Below are 19867 nucleotides of genomic sequence, written 5' to 3'. Positions count from 1 at the left end.
AGGCCGCCGACCCTCGGGCGCCGCTCGGCTCGATCAGGCGGTGACGAGCCGGTCGCTCTCCGCATGGTGACACGCGACGAGCCGTCCGTCGACCGGGCGCTCTCGTGGATCGTCGCGTTCGCAGACCGCCTGCCTGTCGGCCGGCAGCAGCTGGAACAACGGGCACCGGCTCCGGAAACTGCAGCCGACCCGGTCGTCGCTGGGGGAGGGGAGGTCGCCGTTCAGCAGGATGCGCTGCCGACTGCGTTCGATCTCGGGGTCCGGGACCGGCACCGCTGACAGGAGCGCCCGCGTGTACGGGTGCTTCGGGTCGTCGAAGATCGTGGCGCTCGGTCCGTACTCGACGATGCGTCCGAGGTACATGACCGCCACGTCGTCGGCGATGTGCCGGACGACGGCGAGGTCGTGGGCGACGAAGAGGTACGAGAGTCCGAGCCGCTGCTTGAGGTCTTCGAGCAGATTGATGACGCCGGCCTGGACGGAGACGTCGAGCGCGGAGACCGGCTCGTCGAGCACGAGGATCTTCGGTTCGACGACGAGCGCCCGAGCGATGCCGATGCGCTGTCGCTGTCCACCCGAGAACTCGTGCGGGTATCGGCCGGCGAAGGACGGCTCCAAGCCGACGAGTTCGAGCATGGCCCCGACGCGGGAGCGGATCTCGGCGGGGGAGACCCCGTGGACGGTCAACGGCTCGCCGATGATGTCCTCGATCGTCATGCGCGGATCGAGTGAGGCCATCGGGTCCTGGAACACTACCTGGATGTCGCTGCGCAGCTTCCTGCGGTCGGGCTTCGACAGCGTCGCGGTGTCGACCCCGTTCACGTGGATGCTGCCGCCCTGCGTCCTCGCGAGTTCGAGGATCTCCATGATCGTCGTCGTCTTCCCGCACCCGGACTCGCCGACCAGGCCGAGGGTGCGCCCGCGCTGCACGCTGAACGAGACCCCGTCGACCGCGCGGACGGTGCCGATGTTGCGCCGGAAGACGACGCCCTTCGTGAGCGGGAACGCGCGGGTCAGATCGCGGACGTCGAGGACGGTCTCCGGAGCGACCTCGGCGACGAGCTCCTCCGGCACCTCGTCCGGCCGAGGGAAGATCTCCGGGCGGCGCAGCGACCCGTCGGCGATCTCGCCGGCGCGGATGCACGCGGCGGTGTGATCGACCGAGGTCGTCGGGTCCTCGACGGGCCCGTCGAGGACGGGGAGCAACGCCGGTTCGCCCTCGAGGCACGCGGCCACGGCGATCGGGCAGCGCGGGGCGAAGGGGCAGCCGGTCGGCACGGTCGTCAACAGCGGTGGGCGTCCTTCGAGCGGGACGAGTCGCTCTTGCTGGTTCGCCGCCATGTTCGGCATGGAGCGCAACAGACCGATCGTGTACGGCATGAGCGGTTCGCGGAACAGCGGGACCACGGGCGCCGTCTCGACGATCCGGCCCGCGTACATCACGGCCACCCGGTCGGCGTTGCCGGCGACGACACCGAGGTCGTGCGTGATGAGCACCACGGCGGCGCCGGTGATGTCCTTCGCCTTCTGGAGCACCTCGAGGATCTGCGCCTGGATGGTGACGTCGAGCGCGGTGGTCGGCTCGTCGGCGATGATCAGCTGCGGGTCGTTGGCGATGGCGATCGCGATCATGGCCCGCTGACGCATGCCACCGGAGAACTCGTGCGGGAACGACTTCGCACGCCGCTCCGCGTTCGGAATGCCGACGATCTTCAGGAGTTCGACGGCCCGGGTCTCTGCGGCGCGCTGCGAGAGCGCGGAGTCGTGGAGGCGGAGGCCTTCGGCGATCTGCTGACCGATCGTGTAGACGGGCGTGAGCGCCGAGAGCGGATCCTGGAAGATCATGGCGATGTCCCGCCCGCGGATCTTCGACAGCTCCTGGTCCGATTGGCCGAGCAGCTCGACGCCGTCGTAGCGGATGCTGCCGCTCACCTGCGCGTTGGTGGGGAGCAGCCCCATGACGGCCATCGAGGAGACGCTCTTGCCGGAGCCCGACTCGCCGACGATGCCGAGGAACTCACCACGCCGCACCTCGTAGGAGACACCGCGGACGGCATGCACGGGCGTGCCGGCGTTGGGGAAGGTGACGGTGAGGTCGTCGACCTTGAGGAGCGGCGCGGTCGCCTGGGGGTCAGTCACGGTTGGCTCCTGAGGTCGGGTCGATGGCGTCGCGCAGGGCGTCGCCGAGGAGGCTGGAGGCGAGCACGGTGATGACGAGGATCGCTGCGGGGAAGACGAACAGCCAGGGCCGAGTCACGGCCGCACTCGCACCGGCGGCGAGCAGGGTGCCGAGCGAGACGTCGGGCGCCTGCACGCCGAAGCCGAAGAAGCTCAGGGTCGTCTCCGACAGGATCGCCGCGCCGATGCCGAGCGTCGCGTCGATGATGAGGAGGCTCGCGACGTTCGGGATGATGTGGCGACGGATGATCGTGAACCCGGGGACGCCCATGAACCGGGCCGCCTTGACGTATTCGCGTTCGCGGAGCGACATCGTCTGCCCGCGGATGACGCGCGCGAGCACCATCCAGCCGAACAGGACGAGGAAGACGACGAGGGCGAGCCAGGACAGCGACTTGAACGCCGGGCTCAGGAGCACGAGGAGGAAGAAGCCGGGGATGACGAGGAGGAGGTCGATGAGCCACACGATCGCCTTGTCCCAGACGCCTCCGACGTAGCCGGCGATGGCCCCGACGAGTCCGGCGATGATCGCAGCGCCCGGGCCGACGATCAGACCGATGACGATGGACTTCTGCAGCCCGACGAGCGTCTGTGCGTACACGTCCTGGCCGATGTTGTTGGTACCGAACCAGTGGTCGAGCGAGGGCGGCTGGCTGAAGGCGAGGCCGTCCTGGTCGGTGAACGACCAGGGGGAGAGCAGCGGGCCGATGAACGCCCAGAGGATGATGAAGAGGAGGACGCCGCCACCGATGCGGGCGCGCTTCGTGACGAGCACCTTCCGCAGGATCGTGCGCCCGCGGGACTGCGGACGCTTGGGGGCGTCCGCCATCTTCTCCGGGTCGCCGACGGTGAGGGTCGAGGGGTCGGTCAGTGCCATGTCGTTACACCCGCACTCTCGGGTCGAGCGCCGCATAGATCACGTCGGAGAGCGTTCCGGCGATCAGGACGAGGATGGAGGTGAACAGGATGGTCCCGGCGGCGGCGTTGATGTCCGAGTTCGAGACGCTCGTGAGGAGGTACTCGCCCATGCCGTGCCAGCTGAAGACGTTCTCCGTCACACTCGCTCCGGTGAGGATGAGCCCGAAGGAGTAGGCGAAGAACGTCGACATCGGGATGAGCGCGACGCGGACACCGTGCCGGATGATCGCGGAACCGCGGGTCCGGCCCTTCGAGCGCGCGGTCCGGATGTAGTCGGCGCTCATCACGTCGAGCATGGCGCTGCGCTGGTACCGCGAGTACGAGGCGACGGCGCCGACGGTGAGGGTGATGGTGGGCAACAGCAGATGCATCGCCCGGTCGCCGAACTGTGTCCAGAACCCGCCCTGGAGGCCGGCGGTGTACTCGCCGGTGAAGTTGATGACGTTCGTGCCGACCGCCTGGTTGAGTGACGTCGCGAGGATCATGAGCACGACGCCGATGACGAAGACGGGCATCGCGAGGATCGTGAACGAGGCGTAGGTGATGATCTGGTCGCTGGCACGGTACTGGCGGACCGCGCCCCACACGCCGAGGGCGACGCCGATGACCGCGCCGAGGATGGTGCCGATGACGAGGAGGCGGAGGCTCGTACCCGAGCGCTCGAAGATGTCGGCGGTGACCTGGGTGCCGCGCGTGCTGATCCCGAGGGAGCCGGTGGTCACCAGTTGCGTGACCCAGTCCCACAGGCGTTCGAGCAGCGGGACCTTCGGGTTCACGCCCATCTTGTCCAGCGCCGCATCGATGGACGCCTGGGGGATGGGCGGGTTCTTCCCGAGGAACCGGGCCGACGGCTGGAGCGTCATGCTCACGAGCACGTAGCCCAGCATGGTGGCGATCGCGGAGAGGAACAGGTAGTTGACCAACCGCCGTGCAATGAACCCGATCATGTACCAGCCTTGCGAAGTCGTTGTGCGGGACCGCGTCGTCCCGTCAGCTGTGCTCCCCTCGTGGGGGTGGAGACACTGTAACCCCCAAGTGTCTGGAATCAGAAAACGACGCGTGTTCTCAGGAAACGAAACGTATGTTTCCGGCACGTGTTGCCGATAAATCGAAACGGTAACAATTCATCCCCACTTGTGGGGGATCCCCGGAGCGGGTGCAAGATGGTCCACATTGGCCTGCGCGCCTTCCGCTCCGCATCGGTGCGGCCTTGCGCAGTTACACGTCACGAAAGGTGGATCTCGATGAGTTCCAGAACACAGGGATCGAAGCGGCGCGGCGGGATGATCCTCGCCGGCGTCTCGATCGTCGCCCTCGCATTGACGGCTTGCACCGGAGGCGGTTCAGGCGGTGGCGGCTCGACGTCGAAGCCCGCCGAGCTGTCCGGCACCGGCTGGGAGCGCGCCGACGCCGACCAGATCGCCCAGGGCGGTTCGCTCAACCTCGCCGTCGACGCGATCCCCGCGAACTGGAACCTCTACAACCTCGACAGCGGCACCGTCGACGACCAGTTCCTCAGCAACCTGTACACACCGTCGTTCATCAACATCAAGGAGGACGGCACCTGGGAGGCGAACCCCGACTTCGCGACCTCCGTCGAGCTGAAGACCGAGGACCCGCAGGTCGTCGAGATCAAGATCAACCCGGACGCCGTCTGGTCGGACGGCACCGCCATGAGCGTCGACGATTTCGCCGCGACCTGGAAGTCGCTGAACGGCGTCGACCCCGCCTACGCGCCCACCGCCACGAACGTGTGGAAGGACATCGAGTCCGTCACCGCCGGCGACAGCCCGCAGGACGTCCTCATCACGTTCAAGAACAAGAACGCGGACTGGCCGTCGATCCTCGGCAACATCTGGCCGAAGTGGCTCGGCGCGACGCCGGAGTCCTTCAACACCCTCTGGGCGACCGGACCCTATGCGGCCGACGGCACGACCTACGTCTCCGGCGGTCCGTACATCGTCAGCAAGATCGACCAGACCGGCGCGGTCGTGACCTTCGAGCCCAACCCGAAGTGGTGGGGCGACAAGCCGAAGCTCGACAACATCATCTTCAAGCAGGTGTCCCGCTCGGGTCTCGCGCAGGCGTTCTCGAACAGTGAGATCGACGTGTTCAGCATCGGCTCGAACGCCGACAACTACGAGACGGCCAAGAAGCGCAGTGACGCCGAGATCCAGCGTTCGCGTGGAACGACGTACAACCACATCACCCTGAACGGCACGTCCGAGGTCCTGAGCGACCCCGAGGTCCGCCAGGCGTTCGCCAAGTCGATCAACCGTCAGACCATCGCCGAGGCCCGCCTCGCAGCGATCGACGCACCGACCGACCTGCTGAACAACCTCATCTTCCTCCCCGGCCAGGACGGCTACGAGGACGACGCCTCCAAGGTGCTCGGCTACGACATCGACGCCGCCAAGAAGCAGCTCGACGACGCCGGTTGGAAGGAAGGCAGCGGCGGCATCCGCGAGAAGGACGGCAAGAAGCTGACCGTCCGCTACGTCATCGACTCCGACAACCCGGTCTCGGCCGAGACCTCGCAGCAGGTCCAGGCCATGGTGAAGGAGTCCGGCTTCGACCTCCAGATCGACACCGTCCCGTCCGACGACTTCTTCACGAAGTACGTCACCACCGAGACCCGCGACTTCGACGCCGTGAGCTTCGCGTGGCAGGGCACCGCGTTCCCGATCTCGAGCACCGAGTCGATCTTCTACCCGGCCGACTCCGGACAGAACTTCCCCGGCGTCACCGACGACTCGCTCGGCGAGCTCTGGGCGAGCGCCAACGCGGAGCTCGACCCCGACAAGCGCCTCGAGATCGCGAAGGAGATCGACAAGAAGATCGTCGCCCTCGCGACCACGCTGCCGCTGTTCCCGGTGCCGTACACCTACGGCGTCAAGAGCGGCCTCGTGAACTACGGGCCGACCCAGTTCGAGACCATCGACTGGAAGAACGTGGGCTGGAAGAAGTAAGCATCAGCACGCGTTCGATCTGAACGCAGCCTCGACGGGCATCGGCGGGAAACCGCCGGTGCCCGTCGCCGTTCAGCCCCCGGCCAGGACTCCTGCGGTATGATGGTCCGTCGGCACCATCGTGCCCGAATCCCATCCACTTGAAGGAAGCCACCCTTTTATGGCGCTCGCCACTCGTTCCGATCTGCGCAATGTCGCGATCGTGGCCCACGTTGACCACGGCAAGACGACCCTCGTCGACGCCATGCTGCGACAGACCAACTCTTTCGCCGAACACGCCCACCTCGAAGAACGCGCCATGGACTCGAATGAGCTCGAGCGCGAAAAGGGCATCACCATCCTCGCCAAGAACACGGCGATCTCGTACAAGGGCGAACACGCCACCGACGGCCCGATCACGATCAACGTCATCGACACCCCGGGTCACGCCGACTTCGGTGGAGAGGTCGAGCGCGGCCTGTCCATGGTCGACGGCGTCGTCCTCCTCGTCGACGCGTCCGAGGGCCCCCTCCCGCAGACCCGCTTCGTGCTCCGCAAGGCGCTCGAGGCCAAGCTGCCCGTCATCCTCCTGGTCAACAAGACCGACCGTCCCGATGCGCGCATCGACGAGGTCGTCGTCGAGAGCCAGGACCTCCTCATCGGACTCGCCAGCGACATGGCCGACGACGTCCCCGACCTCGACCTCGACGCCATCCTCGACGTCCCGGTCGTGTACGCCTCGGGCAAGGCCGGCCGTGCGTCGTCCACCAAGCCCGCCAACGGCGAACTGCCCGACAGCGAGAACCTCGAGCCACTCTTCGAGGCCATCCTCGAGCACATCCCGGCTCCGCAGTACGACGACGAGCACCCGCTCCAGGCGCACGTCACGAACCTCGACGCCTCGCCGTTCCTCGGCCGCCTCGCGCTCCTGCGCATCTTCAACGGCACGTTGAAGAAGGGCCAGACGGTCGCCTGGGTCCGCCACGACGGCGACGTCCACAACGTCCGCGTCACCGAGCTCATGATCACGAAGGCGCTCGACCGCTACCCGGCCGAGAGCGCCGGCCCCGGCGACATCGTCGCCGTCGCCGGTTTCGCCGACATCATGATCGGCGACACCCTGGCCGACCCCGAGGACGTCCGCGCGCTGCCGGCCATCACGGTCGACGACCCGGCCATCTCGATGACGATCGGTACCAACACCTCGCCGCTCATGGGCAAGGTCAAGGGCCACAAGCTCACCGCCCGCATGGTCAAGGACCGTCTCGACCGCGAGCTCATCGGTAACGTCTCACTCAAGGTCCTCGACATCGGTCGACCCGACGCGTGGGAGGTCCAGGGCCGTGGAGAGCTCGCGCTCGCCATCCTCGTCGAGCAGATGCGTCGCGAAGGCTACGAGCTCACCGTCGGCAAGCCGCAGGTGGTCACGAAGCGTATCGACGGCAAGGTCCACGAGCCCTACGAGCACCTGACCATCGACGCTCCCGAGGAGCACCTCGGCGCGATCACCCAGCTTCTCGCCGCTCGCAAGGGTCGCATGGAGAACATGTCGAACCACGGCACCGGCTGGGTCCGCATGGAGTTCATCGTCCCGTCGCGCGGCCTCATCGGCTTCCGCTCCGAGTTCCTCACCGCCACGCGCGGTACCGGCATCGCCAACGCGCTCGCGCACGGCTACGGCGAGTGGGCCGGCGCGATCACGACGCGCAACAACGGCTCGATCGTCGCCGACCGCTCCGGCGTCGTCACCCCCTTCGCGATCATCGCGCTGCAGGAGCGCATGTCGTTCTTCGTGCAGCCGACCGAAGAGGTCTACGAGGGCATGGTCATCGGCGAGAACTCGCGCAACGACGACATGGACGTCAACATCACCAAGGAGAAGAAGCTGACCAACATGCGTCAGTCTTCGGCCGACAACTTCGAGTCGATGACGCCGCCGCGCGTCCTCACGCTCGAGGAGAGCCTCGAGTTCGCCCGCGAGGACGAGTGCGTCGAGGTCACGCCCGAGCACGTGCGCATCCGCAAGGTCGAGCTCGACGCTCAGGCCCGCCAGCGCAGCTACTCGCGTCTCAAGAAGCAGTCCGAGTAGGCGGTAACCGCTCCAACCCGATGCCCGGTCCTCTCAGGAAGACCGGGCATCGGGTCGTTAAGCTGATGGGCATGCGCCGACCCGCCTCCCTCGCCCTGCTGGCCGCCCTCGTCCTCGCTCCGACGCTCGCCGGGTGCAGCGTCATCGAGTCGACCGTCAAGGACTCGGTCGAGCAGGGTATCCGCGACGCCACCGGTGGCGACTTCGATGTGAACCTCGACGAGGGGCTGCCGGACGGCTACCCCGTCGACGCGGTCCCGGTGGTCGACGGCACGGTCAACGGTGGACGTGGGACGGTCGACGGCAAGGACACCTTCGTCGTCACGGTGCAGGCGACCGATGCGGCCACCGCAGCCAAGGATGCGCTCGTCGCGGCAGGCTTCACGGTCGACGGGGAGATCGCGAACGGCGACGGTTCGATCGTGACGCTGTCGACGACGGCCTACGACGTGAAGCTCGTCGCCTCGGCGGACAGCATCCTCTACACGGTGACGGTCAAGTAGCCGCCCCTCCGGTCCCTGAGCGCTCTTCCGGTCGCTGAGCGCCCTTCCGGTCCCTGAGCGCCCTTCCAGTCCCTGAGCGCCCTTCCGGTCCCTGAGCTTGTCGAAGGGCGCACTTCGACAGGCTCAGTGACCGGGAAGGGAGGGCTCAGTGACCGGGAAGGGAGGGCTCAGTGACCGGGCAGGGAGGGCTCAGCAACGGGCCGGGGAGGCTCAGCGACCGAGCAGGTCCTACGCGAAGAGCGTCTCGCCGACCCAGCCGTCCTGGCTCGCGCCCGGCGGCACCGCGAAGATCGCCGACCCGACGTGCTTGATGTACTCGTTGAGCGCATCGGTGGCCAGCGCGCGCTGCACGTCGATGAACTGCTTCGGCGATCGCTGGTACGACATGAAGAACAGTCCGGCGTTCAACCGCCCGAGGTCGTCGTTGCCGTCGACGAAGTTGTATCCGCGTCGCAGGAGCTTCGTGCCCTTGAGCTGGGTCGGGTGCGCCAGGCGCACGTGTGAGTGCTTGTCGATGAGCGGCTGATCCGTAGCCCCGACCGCTTCGAAGTCGGGCTCGGTGAACTCCTTGCCGCCCGACAGCGGTGCGCCCTCGCCCTTGCTCCGACCGATGACCCGCTCCTGCTCCTGGAGCTGCGCGCGGTCCCAGGTCTCGATGATCATGCGGATCTTGCGGACCACGAGGTAGGAACCACCGCTCAGCCAGGCGGCGCTGTCCCCGTCCTGGACCCACACCTGCTCTTCGACCGTCTTCGTCTCCTCGGACTTGACGTTCGCAGTGCCGTCTTTGAAGCCGAACAGGTTGCGCGGGGTGACCTGACTGGTAGAGGTCGACGAGGTGCGACCGAAACCGAGCTGCGACCAGCGGATGGAGGCACGTCCGAACGCGATGCGGCTCAGATTGCGGATCGCGTGCACGGCGACCTGTGGGTCGTCGGCGCAGGCCTGGATGCAGAGGTCGCCGCCGGTGAGGCCCGCCTGCAGGTTGTCGCCCGTGAAGCGGGGGAGCTTCTCCAACTCGGCAGGGCGCCGGTCGGCGATGCCGAACCGGTCCGTGCCGTCCTCGGCGGTGAAGAGTGTGGGTCCGAACCCGAAGGTGATCGTGAGCCCGCTGGCGGGCAGTCCGAGCGCCTCGCCGGTGTCGACCGGGGGAGCGAGCGGGGAGCCGTCCACGGCGCCACCGTCGGCGACCTCCTGGCCCTGAGTCATGCGTGCCGCGGCGACACTCCAGTCCTGGAGCAGCTCGACGAGCTCCTCCCTGGTGGTCCCCGCCGACACGTCGTACGCGGCGAAGTGCAGGCGGTCCTGCGCCGGCGTGGTGATCCCGCTCTGGTGCGCCCCGCTGAAGGGGTAGACCGTCGTGACGCCCGAGGCACTCGCCGAGGCGCTCACGGCTGCGGTGATGGCAGCGGTCGCCCCGGCTCCGGCCGCCAGCCCCGCGGCGCCTGCTCCGGCGAGGCCGAACAGCGCCCGTCGCGACAGCCCGCGCCGTGGGGTGTCGCTCGGCGGTGTGGACGCGGCGCCGGGTCCAGGTTCGGTGGGCGCCGATCCTGCCTCGGGTGCAGGGGTCGTGGGGAGAGTGTGCTCGGTCATCGGACCTCATGCTATTCAGGGATGGCTGGAAGGCCGCAGGGCCGGAACCCCCAGAATGCTCTGAGCGGTTCCGGCCCGGCGCGCCGCGGAGGCGGCGGTGGATCCGGTCGGTGTTACTCGGCGACGCCGAGCACCGTGTGGGTGAGCTGCGACAGCGGCTCGGAGAGGGCGTTCACCTGGTCGGAGAGCTCCTTGCGCTGCTCCTCGGTGACGGTGTCGTAGCTCACGAAACCGTTGTCGAGGCTGCCGTACTTCGCGAGCAGGTCCTGCAGCGCCGTGAACTCGGTCTCGATCTGGCCGACGAGCTTCGTGCCCGCGTCGCCCTTGCTCGCGGCGATGTCCTTGACGTTGCCGAACGCGACCTCGGCTCCCTGCACGTTGGCCGCGAAGTCGTAGAGGTCGGTGTGGGACCACCAGTCCTCCTCGCCGGAGATCTTGCCGACGGCGACCTCGTCGAGGAGACCGATGGCGCCGTTCGAGATGTCGCCGAGGCTCACGGTGAAGTCCTTCTCGGAGACGAGGTCGAACAGCTGCTGCACGTCGTCGACGAGACCGGTGGCGAACTGCTGACGCTGCTCCGGCGTCGACGGCGTCCAGTCCAGCAGCGCGCTCGTGCCGTCGGAGTTCAGTGCGTCGGCTGCCGGTGGCCAGAGGTCCTTCTCGATCCGGTGGAAGCCGGTCCAGTCGAGTCCTTCAGCCACGGCGTCGACCTCGCGGTAGTCGATCTTCGGGTCGAGGTCGCCGAAGGCCTCGGCCGTCGGCTCGATGCGTTCGTACGAGACGCGCGTCGTCGCGAACAGCTGACGGGCGGTCTCGTCGTCGCCGGCGACGTACGCGTCGGTGAAGGCCTTCACCTGCGGCACGAGTTCGGCCACCTGCGACTTGATGTAGGCGACGTAGTTCGTCACGGCCTGGTCGGTGAGCGCCTGCTCGTCCTTCGAGACGGCGGCGTTCTCGCCCGTCACGGTGAACTCGGCGAGGCCGACCGGTGCGCCGACGAGCTGGAACTTGCAGGCCGTGTAGTACGTGCCGGGGTTCAGCTGTGCGACGTAGGACACCGTCTGGCCCGGCGTCACGTTCTCCTTCTCGCCGACGATGCGCAGCTTGTCCGAGGCGAGGATCTCGAACTCGTTGACGTCGGTACCGTTGTTGGTGATCGAGAAGGTCACGGCACCGGCCGTCGCCTTCGCCACGGACACCGAACACGAGTCGTCGGTGATGGCGACGGTGAGTGCGTCGCTTCCCGTCTTGTTCGGGACGCATCCCGTGAGGGCGAGGGCGAGGACGCCCGCACCGGCGAGGCCGGCGATGATGCGGTGCTGCATGGAGACTCCTGTCGGAAGGTGCTGGTGCTTGGTTCGTGGTGGGTCGGGGACCGGTCAGGCGTTCGTCGTGACCGGTTTCGTGACCGAGGTCGGGCGCCGACGGCCGAGTCCTGAGACCCGGATGAAGCAGACGAGCGTGACGATCAGGTACAGCAGCCACGCACCGAACTGTGCCCACGTCGGGGCGGGGGTGAAGTTGAAGAGTCCGCCGAGGACGGTGCCGTACCAGCTCGTCGGAGGGACGACGGCGCTCAGGTCGAACGCGGCCTGCCCCCAGCCGGGGATGACGCCCGCCTCCTGGAGGTCGCCGACGCCGTAGGCGAGGACGCCGGCGGCCACGACGACGAGGAAGAGGCCGGTCCACGTGAAGAAGGTCCCGAGGTTGATGCGGACGAATCCGCGGTAGATGAGATAGGCGATGACGACGGAGGTGAGGATGCCGAGGAGCGCGCCGATCGAGCCGACGACGGCGTTCTCGCCGGAGTTGACGCTCGCCCAGATGAACAGGGCGGTCTCGATCCCCTCGCGGCCGACGCTGATGAAACCGAGCACGATGATCCCGATCGCCGACCCGGCGACGGCGGCGTCGAGTCGTGACTCGAGGTCGTGCTTGAGCTCTCGGGCGTTGCGCCCCATCCAGAAGATCATCCAGGTGACGAGCCCGACGGCCAGGATGGACAGTCCGCCGCCGAGGATCTCCTGCGCCTGGAAGCTCAGCCCGTACGGTCCCCAGGTGAGGATGGCACCGACGCCGAGCGAGACGACGATCGCGACGGCGACGCCGAGCCACAACCTGGGGAGGACGTCCCGGCGGCCGAGCTTGTTCAGGTAGGCGACGAGGATGCCGACGATGAGGCCGGCTTCGAGGCCTTCTCGGAGGCCGATGAGGTAGTTCGCGAGCACGTGACCGGACTTTCGGGCGTCGAGCAGGCGGTCGCCCGGGGGAGGCCGTCGTCTGCGGGGTGGGGATGCATCCGAGGGCGCGCCGGGCGGGGACCGTGGTCCGGGCGGGGCGCTGCGACTTCGGAACGCGGTTGGGTAAGGCTAACCTTATCCGACGTCGACCATAGCGCCTGACACCGAGGGTGTCCAGATACAATCGGCGGATGACCGATCCGGCCCCCGACCCCAGCCTCCCAGACGGCCGCACGGTCGGCGACGACCGCTGGTTCCCGCCGACACCGCCGCAGCCGGACCCACCACACGAGCCGTCCACGGCATCACGGGTGATCGGGATCGTCCTCGCGTTCCTCGTCGGTCTGGCGTACGGCGCCATCGGCACGGTCGCTCACGCCTGGGCGCCCTCCGTCCTCGGTGTCGCGCTCCCGGTCGGGCTGGTGCTCGGCATCCTCGGTGTGGCCATGCTCCTAGTCGGACTCCGGATCGTCCTGGGAGACCGGCTCGCAGCGTCGGCAGCGGCGCTCGGGGTCATCCTCATGATCGGGATCCTGCTGCTCGAGAGCACCGGTGGCTCCGTCCTCATCCCGCAGAGCGTCTCGGGCCTCGTCTGGACCATCGCCCCCGGCCTCATCGCCGTCCTCGTCGTGGCGTGGCCGAAGCTCCCGGAGCGCGCCCGCAAGCGCGACGACCGTCACGCGGGACCGACGCCCGAACCGCTCCCCGTCTCGCCGCAGGCGTAGACTGGACAACTCAGTGCTCGTGAAGGGAGCCACCCGCCCGTGACCTACGTGATCGCCCTGCCGTGCGTCGATGTCAAGGACCGCGCCTGCATCGACGAATGCCCCGTCGACTGCATCTACGAGGGTGAACGGTCGCTCTACATCCACCCCGACGAATGCGTCGACTGCGGTGCGTGCGAGCCGGTCTGCCCGGTGGAGGCGATCTACTACGAGGACGACCTCCCCGAGGAGTGGGCGGACTACTACAAGGCCAATGTCGAGTTCTTCGACGAGGTCGGTTCCCCGGGCGGGGCCGCGAAGGTCGGCGTGATCCCCTCGGACCACCCGCTCATCGCCGCCCTGCCGCCCCAAGCCCACGAGTAGTCGCGTGGCACTGCAGCCGCTGCCCGACTACCCCTGGGACCTCATGGTCCCGTATGCGGAGCAGGCCCGTCGGCACCCCGACGGCATCGTCGACCTCTCGATCGGTTCGCCGGTCGATCCGACTCCCGGCCTCATCCGGGATGCGCTCCGGGCGGCCACGGACGCGCACGCGTACCCGACCACGGTCGGCACGCCCGAACTCCGGCAGGCGATCGTCGACTGGTTCGCGCGCCGTCGTGGTGTCGAGGGGCTCACCCTCGACGCCGTCCTCCCGACGATCGGCTCGAAGGAACTCGTCGCGCTGCTCGCCTTCCTCCTCGGCCTGGGCGCCGGCGACACCGTGGTCCACCCCGTGGCCGCCTACCCGAGCTACGCGGTCGGCGCGGCGATCGCCGGAGCCGAGGCGTTCGCGTCCGACGACCCCGCCGAATGGCCGGAGAGCACCCGGCTGGTCTGGCTGAATTCCCCCGGCAACCCCGACGGTCGTGTCCTGTCGGTCGACGAGCTGCGGGCAGCCCGAGCCAGAGCCCGCGAACTGGGCGCCGTCCTCGTGGGCGATGAATGCTACGCGGAACTCGGCTGGGAGGGGGAGTGGTCCGACACGCCGACCCCGTCCGTGCTCGATCCACGCGTGACCGACGGCGACACCGAGGGCGTCCTCGCGATCTACTCCCTGAGCAAGCAGTCCAACCTCGCCGGCTACCGTGCCGCGTTCCTCGCGGGCGACGAGCGCCTGGTGCGTCGGCTGGTCACCGTCCGGAAGCACGCGGGTCTCATGCTGCCGGCCCCGCTGCAGGCCGCCATGGTCGCGGCGCTCGGCGACGACGCCCACGTCGCGGAGCAGAAGGCCCGGTACCGCGCCCGCCGTGAGGTGCTGCTCCCGGCCGTCCGCGAGGCCGGGTTCCGGGTCGATCGCAGCGAGGCGGGACTGTACCTGTGGATCACCGAGGGCCAGGACGCCTGGGTGAGTATCGACCGCTTGGCGTCGATCGGTGTCCTTGCTGGCCCGGGGGTGTTCTACGGCGAGGCCGGGCCGCAGCACGTGCGGCTCTCCCTGACCGCCACCGACGAGCGCATCGCGGCCGCCGCGTCCAGACTTCGGGGCCTCCGCCCGATTTCGGGGTGAACTCCAAGGAAGTCGCCGGATCACTGTGGGAAACAACAGTTGGGTCCGAAGCCGATTAGGCTGTATGTGACACGCCGTCGTATCGGAGGGCGATGTCGAGTCCCTATCGCACGAAGATATGAGGAGGCGCCGTGGGCGACGTCGAGAAACAGGCTTCCACCGAGACGCATCAGGTCACCCTGAACTACCCCGGCGGAACGGCCGAATTCCCGATCCACCAGTCAGCCCAGGGCGCGTCGAGTATCGACATCTCCTCGCTCACGCGGCAGACCGGCCTGACCACACTCGACTACGGGTTCGTCAACACCGCGGCGACCAAGTCGGCGATCACGTACATCGACGGCGACCAGGGCATCCTGCGCTACCGCGGCTACCCGATCGAGCAGCTCGCCAAGCAGTCGACCTTCCTCGAGGTCGCCTGGCTGCTCATCCACGGGGAGCTCCCGACGGCCGACGAACTCGGCGGGTTCGACGAGAAGATCCGGCGCCACACGCTCCTCCACGAGGACCTCAAGCGGTTCTTCTCGGCGCTCCCGCACACGGCGCACCCGATGGCCGTCCTGTCGAGCGCCCTGCAGGCCATGTCGACCTACTACGAGTCGGACGCCAACCCGCACGATCCCGACCACGTCGAGCTCACGACGGTCCGCATGCTCGCGAAGCTCCCGGTGATCGCCGCCTACGCGCACAAGAAGTCGGTCGGGCAGGCGTTCCTCTACCCCGACAACTCGCTGAGCTTCGTCGACAACTTCCTCAAGCTGAACTTCGGCAACCTCGCCGAGCCCTACGAGATCGATCCCGTCCTGTCGAAGGCGCTCGACCTCCTGCTCATCCTGCACGAGGATCACGAGCAGAACGCCTCGACCTCCACGGTCCGCCTCGTCGGCTCCACCGGAGCGAACCTCTACGCCTCCGTTTCCGCCGGCATCAACGCCCTGTCGGGTCCGCTGCACGGTGGCGCGAACGAGGCCGTCCTGCAGATGCTCGGCCGGATCCAGGAGTCCGGCGAGGGCGTGCAGCGCTTCGTCGACCGCGTGAAGAACAAGGAAGACGGCGTGAAGCTCATGGGCTTCGGGCACCGCGTCTACAAGAACTACGACCCGCGCGCCAAGCTCGTCAAGGAGAGCGCCGGTGAGGTGCTCCGGGCGCTCGGTATCAACGACCCGCTGCTCGACCTGGCTCAGGAGCTCGAGCAGATCGCCCTCGAGGACGACTACTTCAAGGAGCGCAAGCTCTACCCGAACGTCGACTTCTACACCGGCGTCATCTACAAGGCGATGGGCTTCCCGACGCGGATGTTCACGGTGCTCTTCGCCATCGGACGCCTGCCCGGATGGATCGCCCACTGGCGTGAGATGAACCTCGACCCGCAGACCAAGATCGGGCGCCCGCAGCAGCTGTACACGGGTTCGCCCGAGCGTCCCTTCCCGACGCGCTAGTCCCGTAGGCTCCTGAGCCTGTCGAAGGGCGGCCCCGCATCCACCTCGGATGCGGGGCCGTTCTGTGCTCGGGGACGCCGGGTCAGGCGTGCAGTGCCGCGTTCAGCTCGACGCCCGAGCCCGAGCGGGGGAGCACCTCGACGGCCCCGGTGAGCGAGTTCCGACGGAACAGGAGGTTCGGGACACCCGACAGCTCGACCGCCTTGACCGTGCGCGGCGCGCCCTCGGCCGTGGCCGCAGCACCCGCGAGGACGACCTTGGTGCCCGCGGTCACGTAGAGACCCGCCTCGACCACCGAGTCGTCGCCGATCGAGATGCCGATGCCGGAGTTGGCGCCGAGGAGGGCGCGCTGACCGATCGCCACCCGCTGCGTCCCGCCGCCGGAGAGCGTCCCCATGATCGACGCACCACCCCCGATGTCGCTGCCGTCGCCGACGACGACGCCCTGCGAGATGCGTCCTTCGACCATCGACGCGCCGAGGGTTCCGGCGTTGAAGTTGACGAAGCCCTCGTGCATGACGGTGGTACCCGGTGCCAGGTGGGCGCCGAGCCGGACGCGCGAGGCGTCGGCGATCCGGACCTTGTCGGGCGTCACGTAGTCGAGGAGTCTCGGGAACTTGTCGATGCCGGTCGCGTGGATGCCGGAGCGGAGGAGCGACGGCCGGAGACGGTCGAAGTCCGCGGGGTGCACGGGGCCGGCGTTGGTCCAGACGACGATCGGGAGGTGCGCGAAGACACCGTCGAGCGAGATCGTGTTCGGCTGGACGAGCAGGTGGCTGAGCAGGTGCAGCCGCAGGTAGGCGTCCGGGGTGCTCTGCGGAGCGGCCTGCAGCTCGATCTCGACGGTGACGATGTCGATGCGGACGGCCCGGCGCTCGTCGTCGGTCGCGAGGGCCTCGAGGTCTGCGGGGGCGATCCAGCGGTCGCGGCCCTCGGGGATCCGTCCGAGCGAGGGCTCGGGGAACCAGGTGTCGAGCACGGTGCCGTCGGCGGCGATGGTCGCGAGGCCGGAGCCCCAGGCGTGAGTCGGAACGGGGGTCTCGGCAGGCGCAGCGGTCATGGCTCCAGGGTACCGGCCAACACTCAGGCCGACGGCCAATACACTGGTGCCATGCCAGCCGAAGTCCCCGTACTCGACCTGTCCGTCTCCTCGGTGGAACTCACCCAGCAGCTGTGCGACATCGCCTCCGTCTCGGGAGACGAGGCCCGCATCGCCGACGCGATCGAGGCGTCGCTCGAGGGGCTCGAGCACCTGACGATCGTGCGCGACGGCGACACGGTCGTCGCTTCCACCTCGCTCGGACGTGCCCAGCGGGTCATCATCGCCGGCCACATCGACACCGTCCCGATCAACGGCAACGTCCCGACCCGGTTCGAGGAGCGCGACGGCGAGGCGGTGCTCTGGGGTCGGGGGACGGTCGACATGAAGGGCGGCGTCGCGGTCCAGCTGAAGCTCGCGGCTGAGCTCACCGATCCCGTCGTCGACATCACCTGGATGTGGTACGACAACGAGGAGGTCGCATCCGACCTCAACGGCCTCGGTCGTCTCGCGCGGAACCGTCCCGACCTGTTCGTCGGCGACTTCGCGATCCTCGGCGAGCCGAGCAACGCCGGCGTCGAGGGCGGCTGCAACGGAACGCTGCGCGTCCACGTGAGCGCCCACGGCAGGCGCTCGCACGCGGCCAGGAGCTGGGTCGGCGTCAACGCGATCCACGCGATCTCCCCGGTCCTCGCGACACTCGCCTCGTACACGCCACGGGAGGTGGAGGTCGACGGGCTCGTCTATCGCGAGGGCGTCAACGCGGTCGGGATCACCGGCGGCGTCGCCGGGAACGTGATCCCCGACCTCGTTACCGTCGAGGTGAACTACCGCTTCGCTCCGAGCCGGACGGGTGCCGAGGCGCTCGCCCACCTCGAGGAACTCTTCTCCGGCTTCGAGGTCGTGCAGACGGACGTCGCGGAGGGCGCTCGTCCCGGGCTCGACGCGCCGATCGCCCAAGACTTCCTGGCCGCGGTCGGCGGCACACCGGCCCCGAAGTACGGATGGACGGACGTCGCACGCTTCTCTGCACTCGGCGTCCCCGCCGTCAACTACGGACCGGGTGACCCGCTCCTCGCCCATGCCGACGACGAGCGCGTCCCGCTCGCGCACATCGAGGACTGTGAGCGCGGGCTCCGCGCCTGGCTGACCGGGCCCGATGGTCGCTGACACGGCCCACTCGACCGAGGTCGAGGAGCGGCCGTCCATGTTCCGGCGCTGGGCCCGCCTGCCGTGGTGGGGGCGGATCACCATCGTGTACGTGCTGTCCCGCCTGGTGACGACCGCGATGTTCGCGGTCGCGAGTCTGCTGCAGGCGCCGGACTCCCGGTTCGGCGCGTTCCCCTCGCTGGGGACGCTCGCCGCCGGCTGGGACGGGCAGTGGTACTGGTGGATCGCGACGTACGGCTACCCGACCCAGCTGCCGCTCGACGACGCCGGCCGGGTCGCGGAGAACGCGTGGGCGTTCATGCCGGTCTATCCGGGGGTCGTGAAGGCGCTCTCGGTCGTCACCTTCCTGCCGTGGCCGGTCATGGCCGTGATCGTCTCGCTGTGCTGTGGCCTGGGGGCGGCCCTGCTGTTCCACCGGCTCCTGCGCATCCGCCTCGGCGATGAACGGGCGATGTTCGCCGTCGTGCTGTTCTGCATCGCCCCGCTCAGCGCCCTGTTCCAGGTCGCCTACGCCGAATCGATGTTCCTGCTGCTGCTGACGCTCGCGCTGCTCCTGCTCGTGACGCGCCGGTACGGCTGGCTCCTCGCGGTCATCCCGGTCATGGCGTTCACCCGCCCCGGAGTCCTGGCCTTCTCGCTCCTGCTGGGCCTCCATCTCATCGTGCGGATCGTCACGCGACACCGCGACCCGCTGGCGCGCCGGGAGGTCGTCCTCATCCTCGCGGGCGGGGCACTCGCCGCCGTCGCCGGATTCGCGTGGATGGTCATCGCCGGCCTCGTCACCGGGACGCCGGACGCGTACCTCGAGACGGAGCTGGCGTGGCGGGCCGCCTTCATCGGGGAGCAACCGCTCGTCCCGTTCTCCGCCTGGATCCAGGGCGGCCAGTTCTGGTTCGGGGATGGTCCGGGCATCGCCGTCGTCGCAGCGGTCTTCGTCGGCTCCGTCGTGCTCCTGTTCCTCCAGCCGGTGCGCCGGCTCGGTGCCGACCTCCGGTTGTGGGTGGGGTCCTACCTCCTCTACCTCTTCGCGGTGTTCTTCCCACAGACGAGTGTCTTCCGGCTGCTCGTCCCGGTCTTCCCGCTCCTCGGTGCCGTCGCCGTCCCACGGAACCGCTGGTACCGCGGTGGCGTCGTCATCGTCTCGCTGGCGCTGCAGTGGTGTTGGATCTTCGTCATGTACGGGCTCGCGAACGCGTATTGGACCATTCCCTGAGTGCCGATCCGGCTTCATCCTGCGCCTCGCCGCGCTCAGGATTATCACGAGCCCCCGTGATACGAGATAATGGGGGTCAGTCGAAAAACGAGAGGGGACTCGCATGGCCGCAATGAAGCCACGCACCGGAGACGGGCCAATGGAGGCCGTGAAGGAGGGTCGGCTCATCATCGTGCGAGTGCCTCTTGAAGGGGGAGGGCGTCTCGTCGTGTCGGTCAACGACGCAGAGGCTCAAGAACTGCATGATGCACTCGCGGGTGTGGTGAGCGCGGGCTGATCCCCGTCACCGACGCCGCATGAGCTGAGAACCGGCCGTCATCACT

17 protein-coding genes are annotated in these 19867 nt (G+C 68.3%); 10 read left to right on the top strand and 7 right to left on the bottom strand.

Features of this window, described 5'->3' with window-relative positions:
• Nucleotides 1-33: 33 nt before the first annotated feature.
• Genes HOW07_RS03740 through HOW07_RS03730 form a run of 3 tightly spaced genes read right to left on the bottom strand, consistent with a single transcriptional unit; the run spans nt 34 to nt 4043 of the window.
• Nucleotides 34-2139 (bottom strand): ABC transporter ATP-binding protein, encoded by a 2106-nt coding sequence (locus HOW07_RS03740; protein ID WP_175116123.1) that lies wholly within the window; start codon nt 2137-2139, stop codon nt 34-36.
• Nucleotides 2132-3055, bottom strand: coding sequence for an ABC transporter permease (locus tag HOW07_RS03735; protein WP_175116122.1), 924 nt, complete (start codon nt 3053-3055; stop codon nt 2132-2134). The genes HOW07_RS03740 and HOW07_RS03735 overlap by 8 nt, the downstream gene beginning before the upstream one ends.
• 4 nt (nt 3056-3059) lie before the next feature.
• Entirely contained in the window at nt 3060-4043 is a 984-nt protein-coding gene (locus tag HOW07_RS03730) for an ABC transporter permease (RefSeq protein WP_064296413.1), read from the bottom strand.
• Nucleotides 4044-4340: 297 nt separating this feature from the next.
• Here HOW07_RS03730 and HOW07_RS03725 point away from each other — a divergent pair, with 297 nt between their 5' ends.
• The 3 genes from HOW07_RS03725 to HOW07_RS03715 all read left to right on the top strand — a co-directional run bounded on the left by HOW07_RS03725 (nt 4341) and on the right by HOW07_RS03715 (nt 8636).
• Nucleotides 4341-6065 carry an ABC transporter family substrate-binding protein gene (locus HOW07_RS03725; RefSeq protein ID WP_175116121.1) on the top strand — a complete coding sequence of 575 codons (1725 nt, stop codon included), beginning with the start codon at nt 4341-4343 and terminating at the stop codon, nt 6063-6065.
• A gap of 160 nt (nt 6066-6225) precedes the next feature.
• Nucleotides 6226-8133: a translational GTPase TypA gene (gene typA / locus HOW07_RS03720; protein ID WP_064296411.1), complete on the top strand. Its 1908-nt coding sequence runs from the start codon at nt 6226-6228 to the stop codon at nt 8131-8133.
• Nucleotides 8134-8204: 71 nt separating this feature from the next.
• The gene (locus HOW07_RS03715) at nt 8205-8636 is read left to right on the top strand and encodes a hypothetical protein (RefSeq protein ID WP_121289998.1); all 432 of its coding nucleotides are present in this window, start codon (nt 8205-8207) and stop codon (nt 8634-8636) included.
• Nucleotides 8637-8864: 228 nt separating this feature from the next.
• On the opposite strand, the gene efeB is transcribed toward HOW07_RS03715, so the two are convergent.
• The 3 genes from efeB to efeU form a co-directional block, all read right to left on the bottom strand.
• A complete protein-coding gene (efeB, locus tag HOW07_RS03710; RefSeq protein ID WP_175116120.1) occupies nt 8865-10229 on the bottom strand; it encodes an iron uptake transporter deferrochelatase/peroxidase subunit in 1365 nt (454 codons plus the stop codon).
• 113 nt (nt 10230-10342) lie between these two features.
• Nucleotides 10343-11554: an iron uptake system protein EfeO gene (gene efeO, locus HOW07_RS03705; RefSeq protein WP_121290002.1), complete on the bottom strand. Its 1212-nt coding sequence runs from the start codon at nt 11552-11554 to the stop codon at nt 10343-10345.
• A 54-nt stretch (nt 11555-11608) separates the two neighbouring features.
• Complete coding sequence (gene efeU / locus HOW07_RS03700; protein WP_079002111.1) at nt 11609-12457, bottom strand: iron uptake transporter permease EfeU; 849 nt, start codon at nt 12455-12457, stop codon at nt 11609-11611.
• 203 nt (nt 12458-12660) lie between these two features.
• Between efeU and HOW07_RS03695 the strand changes: the two genes are divergently transcribed.
• The 4 genes from HOW07_RS03695 to HOW07_RS03680 all read left to right on the top strand — a co-directional run bounded on the left by HOW07_RS03695 (nt 12661) and on the right by HOW07_RS03680 (nt 16122).
• Complete coding sequence (locus tag HOW07_RS03695) at nt 12661-13194, top strand: hypothetical protein (RefSeq protein WP_175116119.1); 534 nt, start codon at nt 12661-12663, stop codon at nt 13192-13194.
• 39 nt (nt 13195-13233) lie between these two features.
• Nucleotides 13234-13557 carry a ferredoxin gene (fdxA, locus tag HOW07_RS03690; RefSeq protein WP_056007281.1) on the top strand — a complete coding sequence of 108 codons (324 nt, stop codon included), beginning with the start codon at nt 13234-13236 and terminating at the stop codon, nt 13555-13557.
• A gap of 4 nt (nt 13558-13561) precedes the next feature.
• The gene (gene dapC, locus HOW07_RS03685; RefSeq protein WP_371743569.1) at nt 13562-14683 is read left to right on the top strand and encodes a succinyldiaminopimelate transaminase; all 1122 of its coding nucleotides are present in this window, start codon (nt 13562-13564) and stop codon (nt 14681-14683) included.
• A 179-nt stretch (nt 14684-14862) separates the two neighbouring features.
• Nucleotides 14863-16122 carry a citrate synthase gene (locus HOW07_RS03680; RefSeq protein ID WP_064296340.1) on the top strand — a complete coding sequence of 420 codons (1260 nt, stop codon included), beginning with the start codon at nt 14863-14865 and terminating at the stop codon, nt 16120-16122.
• Between the two features lie 82 nt (nt 16123-16204).
• Here the strand turns inward: HOW07_RS03680 and dapD are convergent, their stop codons facing one another.
• The gene (gene dapD, locus HOW07_RS03675) at nt 16205-17182 is read right to left on the bottom strand and encodes a 2,3,4,5-tetrahydropyridine-2,6-dicarboxylate N-succinyltransferase (RefSeq protein WP_175116118.1); all 978 of its coding nucleotides are present in this window, start codon (nt 17180-17182) and stop codon (nt 16205-16207) included.
• A gap of 51 nt (nt 17183-17233) precedes the next feature.
• Between dapD and dapE the strand changes: the two genes are divergently transcribed.
• From dapE to HOW07_RS03660, 3 genes are all read left to right on the top strand, one after another.
• Complete coding sequence (gene dapE, locus HOW07_RS03670; RefSeq protein WP_175116117.1) at nt 17234-18331, top strand: succinyl-diaminopimelate desuccinylase; 1098 nt, start codon at nt 17234-17236, stop codon at nt 18329-18331.
• Nucleotides 18321-19544 carry a hypothetical protein gene (locus tag HOW07_RS03665; RefSeq protein ID WP_254628157.1) on the top strand — a complete coding sequence of 408 codons (1224 nt, stop codon included), beginning with the start codon at nt 18321-18323 and terminating at the stop codon, nt 19542-19544. Before dapE ends, HOW07_RS03665 begins: the two co-directional genes overlap by 11 nt.
• Before the next feature lie 103 nt (nt 19545-19647).
• On the top strand, nt 19648-19821 hold the full coding sequence (locus tag HOW07_RS03660; RefSeq protein WP_079002123.1) for a DUF3117 domain-containing protein: 174 nt from the start codon (nt 19648-19650) through the stop codon (nt 19819-19821).
• Nucleotides 19822-19867: the final 46 nt, after the last annotated feature.

The sequence above is a fragment of the Plantibacter sp. MCCC 1A11337 genome, from assembly GCF_013349365.1.
Classification (GTDB): Bacteria; Actinomycetota; Actinomycetes; order Actinomycetales; family Microbacteriaceae; genus Plantibacter; species Plantibacter flavus_A.
Note: the sequence above shows the minus strand (reverse complement) of the source record. Positions and strands in the feature narration are given on the sequence as shown.

Coding starts and splice junctions, on each gene's coding strand:
- HOW07_RS03725 (WP_175116121.1), top strand. CDS start 4,341: ATGAGTTCCAGAACACAGGGATCGAAGCGGCGCGGCGGGATGATCCTC.
- HOW07_RS03665 (WP_254628157.1), top strand. CDS start 18,321: ATGGTCGCTGACACGGCCCACTCGACCGAGGTCGAGGAGCGGCCGTCC.
- dapD (WP_175116118.1), bottom strand. CDS start 17,182: ATGACCGCTGCGCCTGCCGAGACCCCCGTTCCGACTCACGCCTGGGGC.
- HOW07_RS03715 (WP_121289998.1), top strand. CDS start 8,205: ATGCGCCGACCCGCCTCCCTCGCCCTGCTGGCCGCCCTCGTCCTCGCT.
- HOW07_RS03695 (WP_175116119.1), top strand. CDS start 12,661: ATGACCGATCCGGCCCCCGACCCCAGCCTCCCAGACGGCCGCACGGTC.
- typA (WP_064296411.1), top strand. CDS start 6,226: ATGGCGCTCGCCACTCGTTCCGATCTGCGCAATGTCGCGATCGTGGCC.
- dapE (WP_175116117.1), top strand. CDS start 17,234: ATGCCAGCCGAAGTCCCCGTACTCGACCTGTCCGTCTCCTCGGTGGAA.
- efeB (WP_175116120.1), bottom strand. CDS start 10,229: ATGACCGAGCACACTCTCCCCACGACCCCTGCACCCGAGGCAGGATCG.
- HOW07_RS03735 (WP_175116122.1), bottom strand. CDS start 3,055: ATGGCACTGACCGACCCCTCGACCCTCACCGTCGGCGACCCGGAGAAG.
- HOW07_RS03660 (WP_079002123.1), top strand. CDS start 19,648: ATGGCCGCAATGAAGCCACGCACCGGAGACGGGCCAATGGAGGCCGTG.
- efeO (WP_121290002.1), bottom strand. CDS start 11,554: ATGCAGCACCGCATCATCGCCGGCCTCGCCGGTGCGGGCGTCCTCGCC.
- HOW07_RS03730 (WP_064296413.1), bottom strand. CDS start 4,043: ATGATCGGGTTCATTGCACGGCGGTTGGTCAACTACCTGTTCCTCTCC.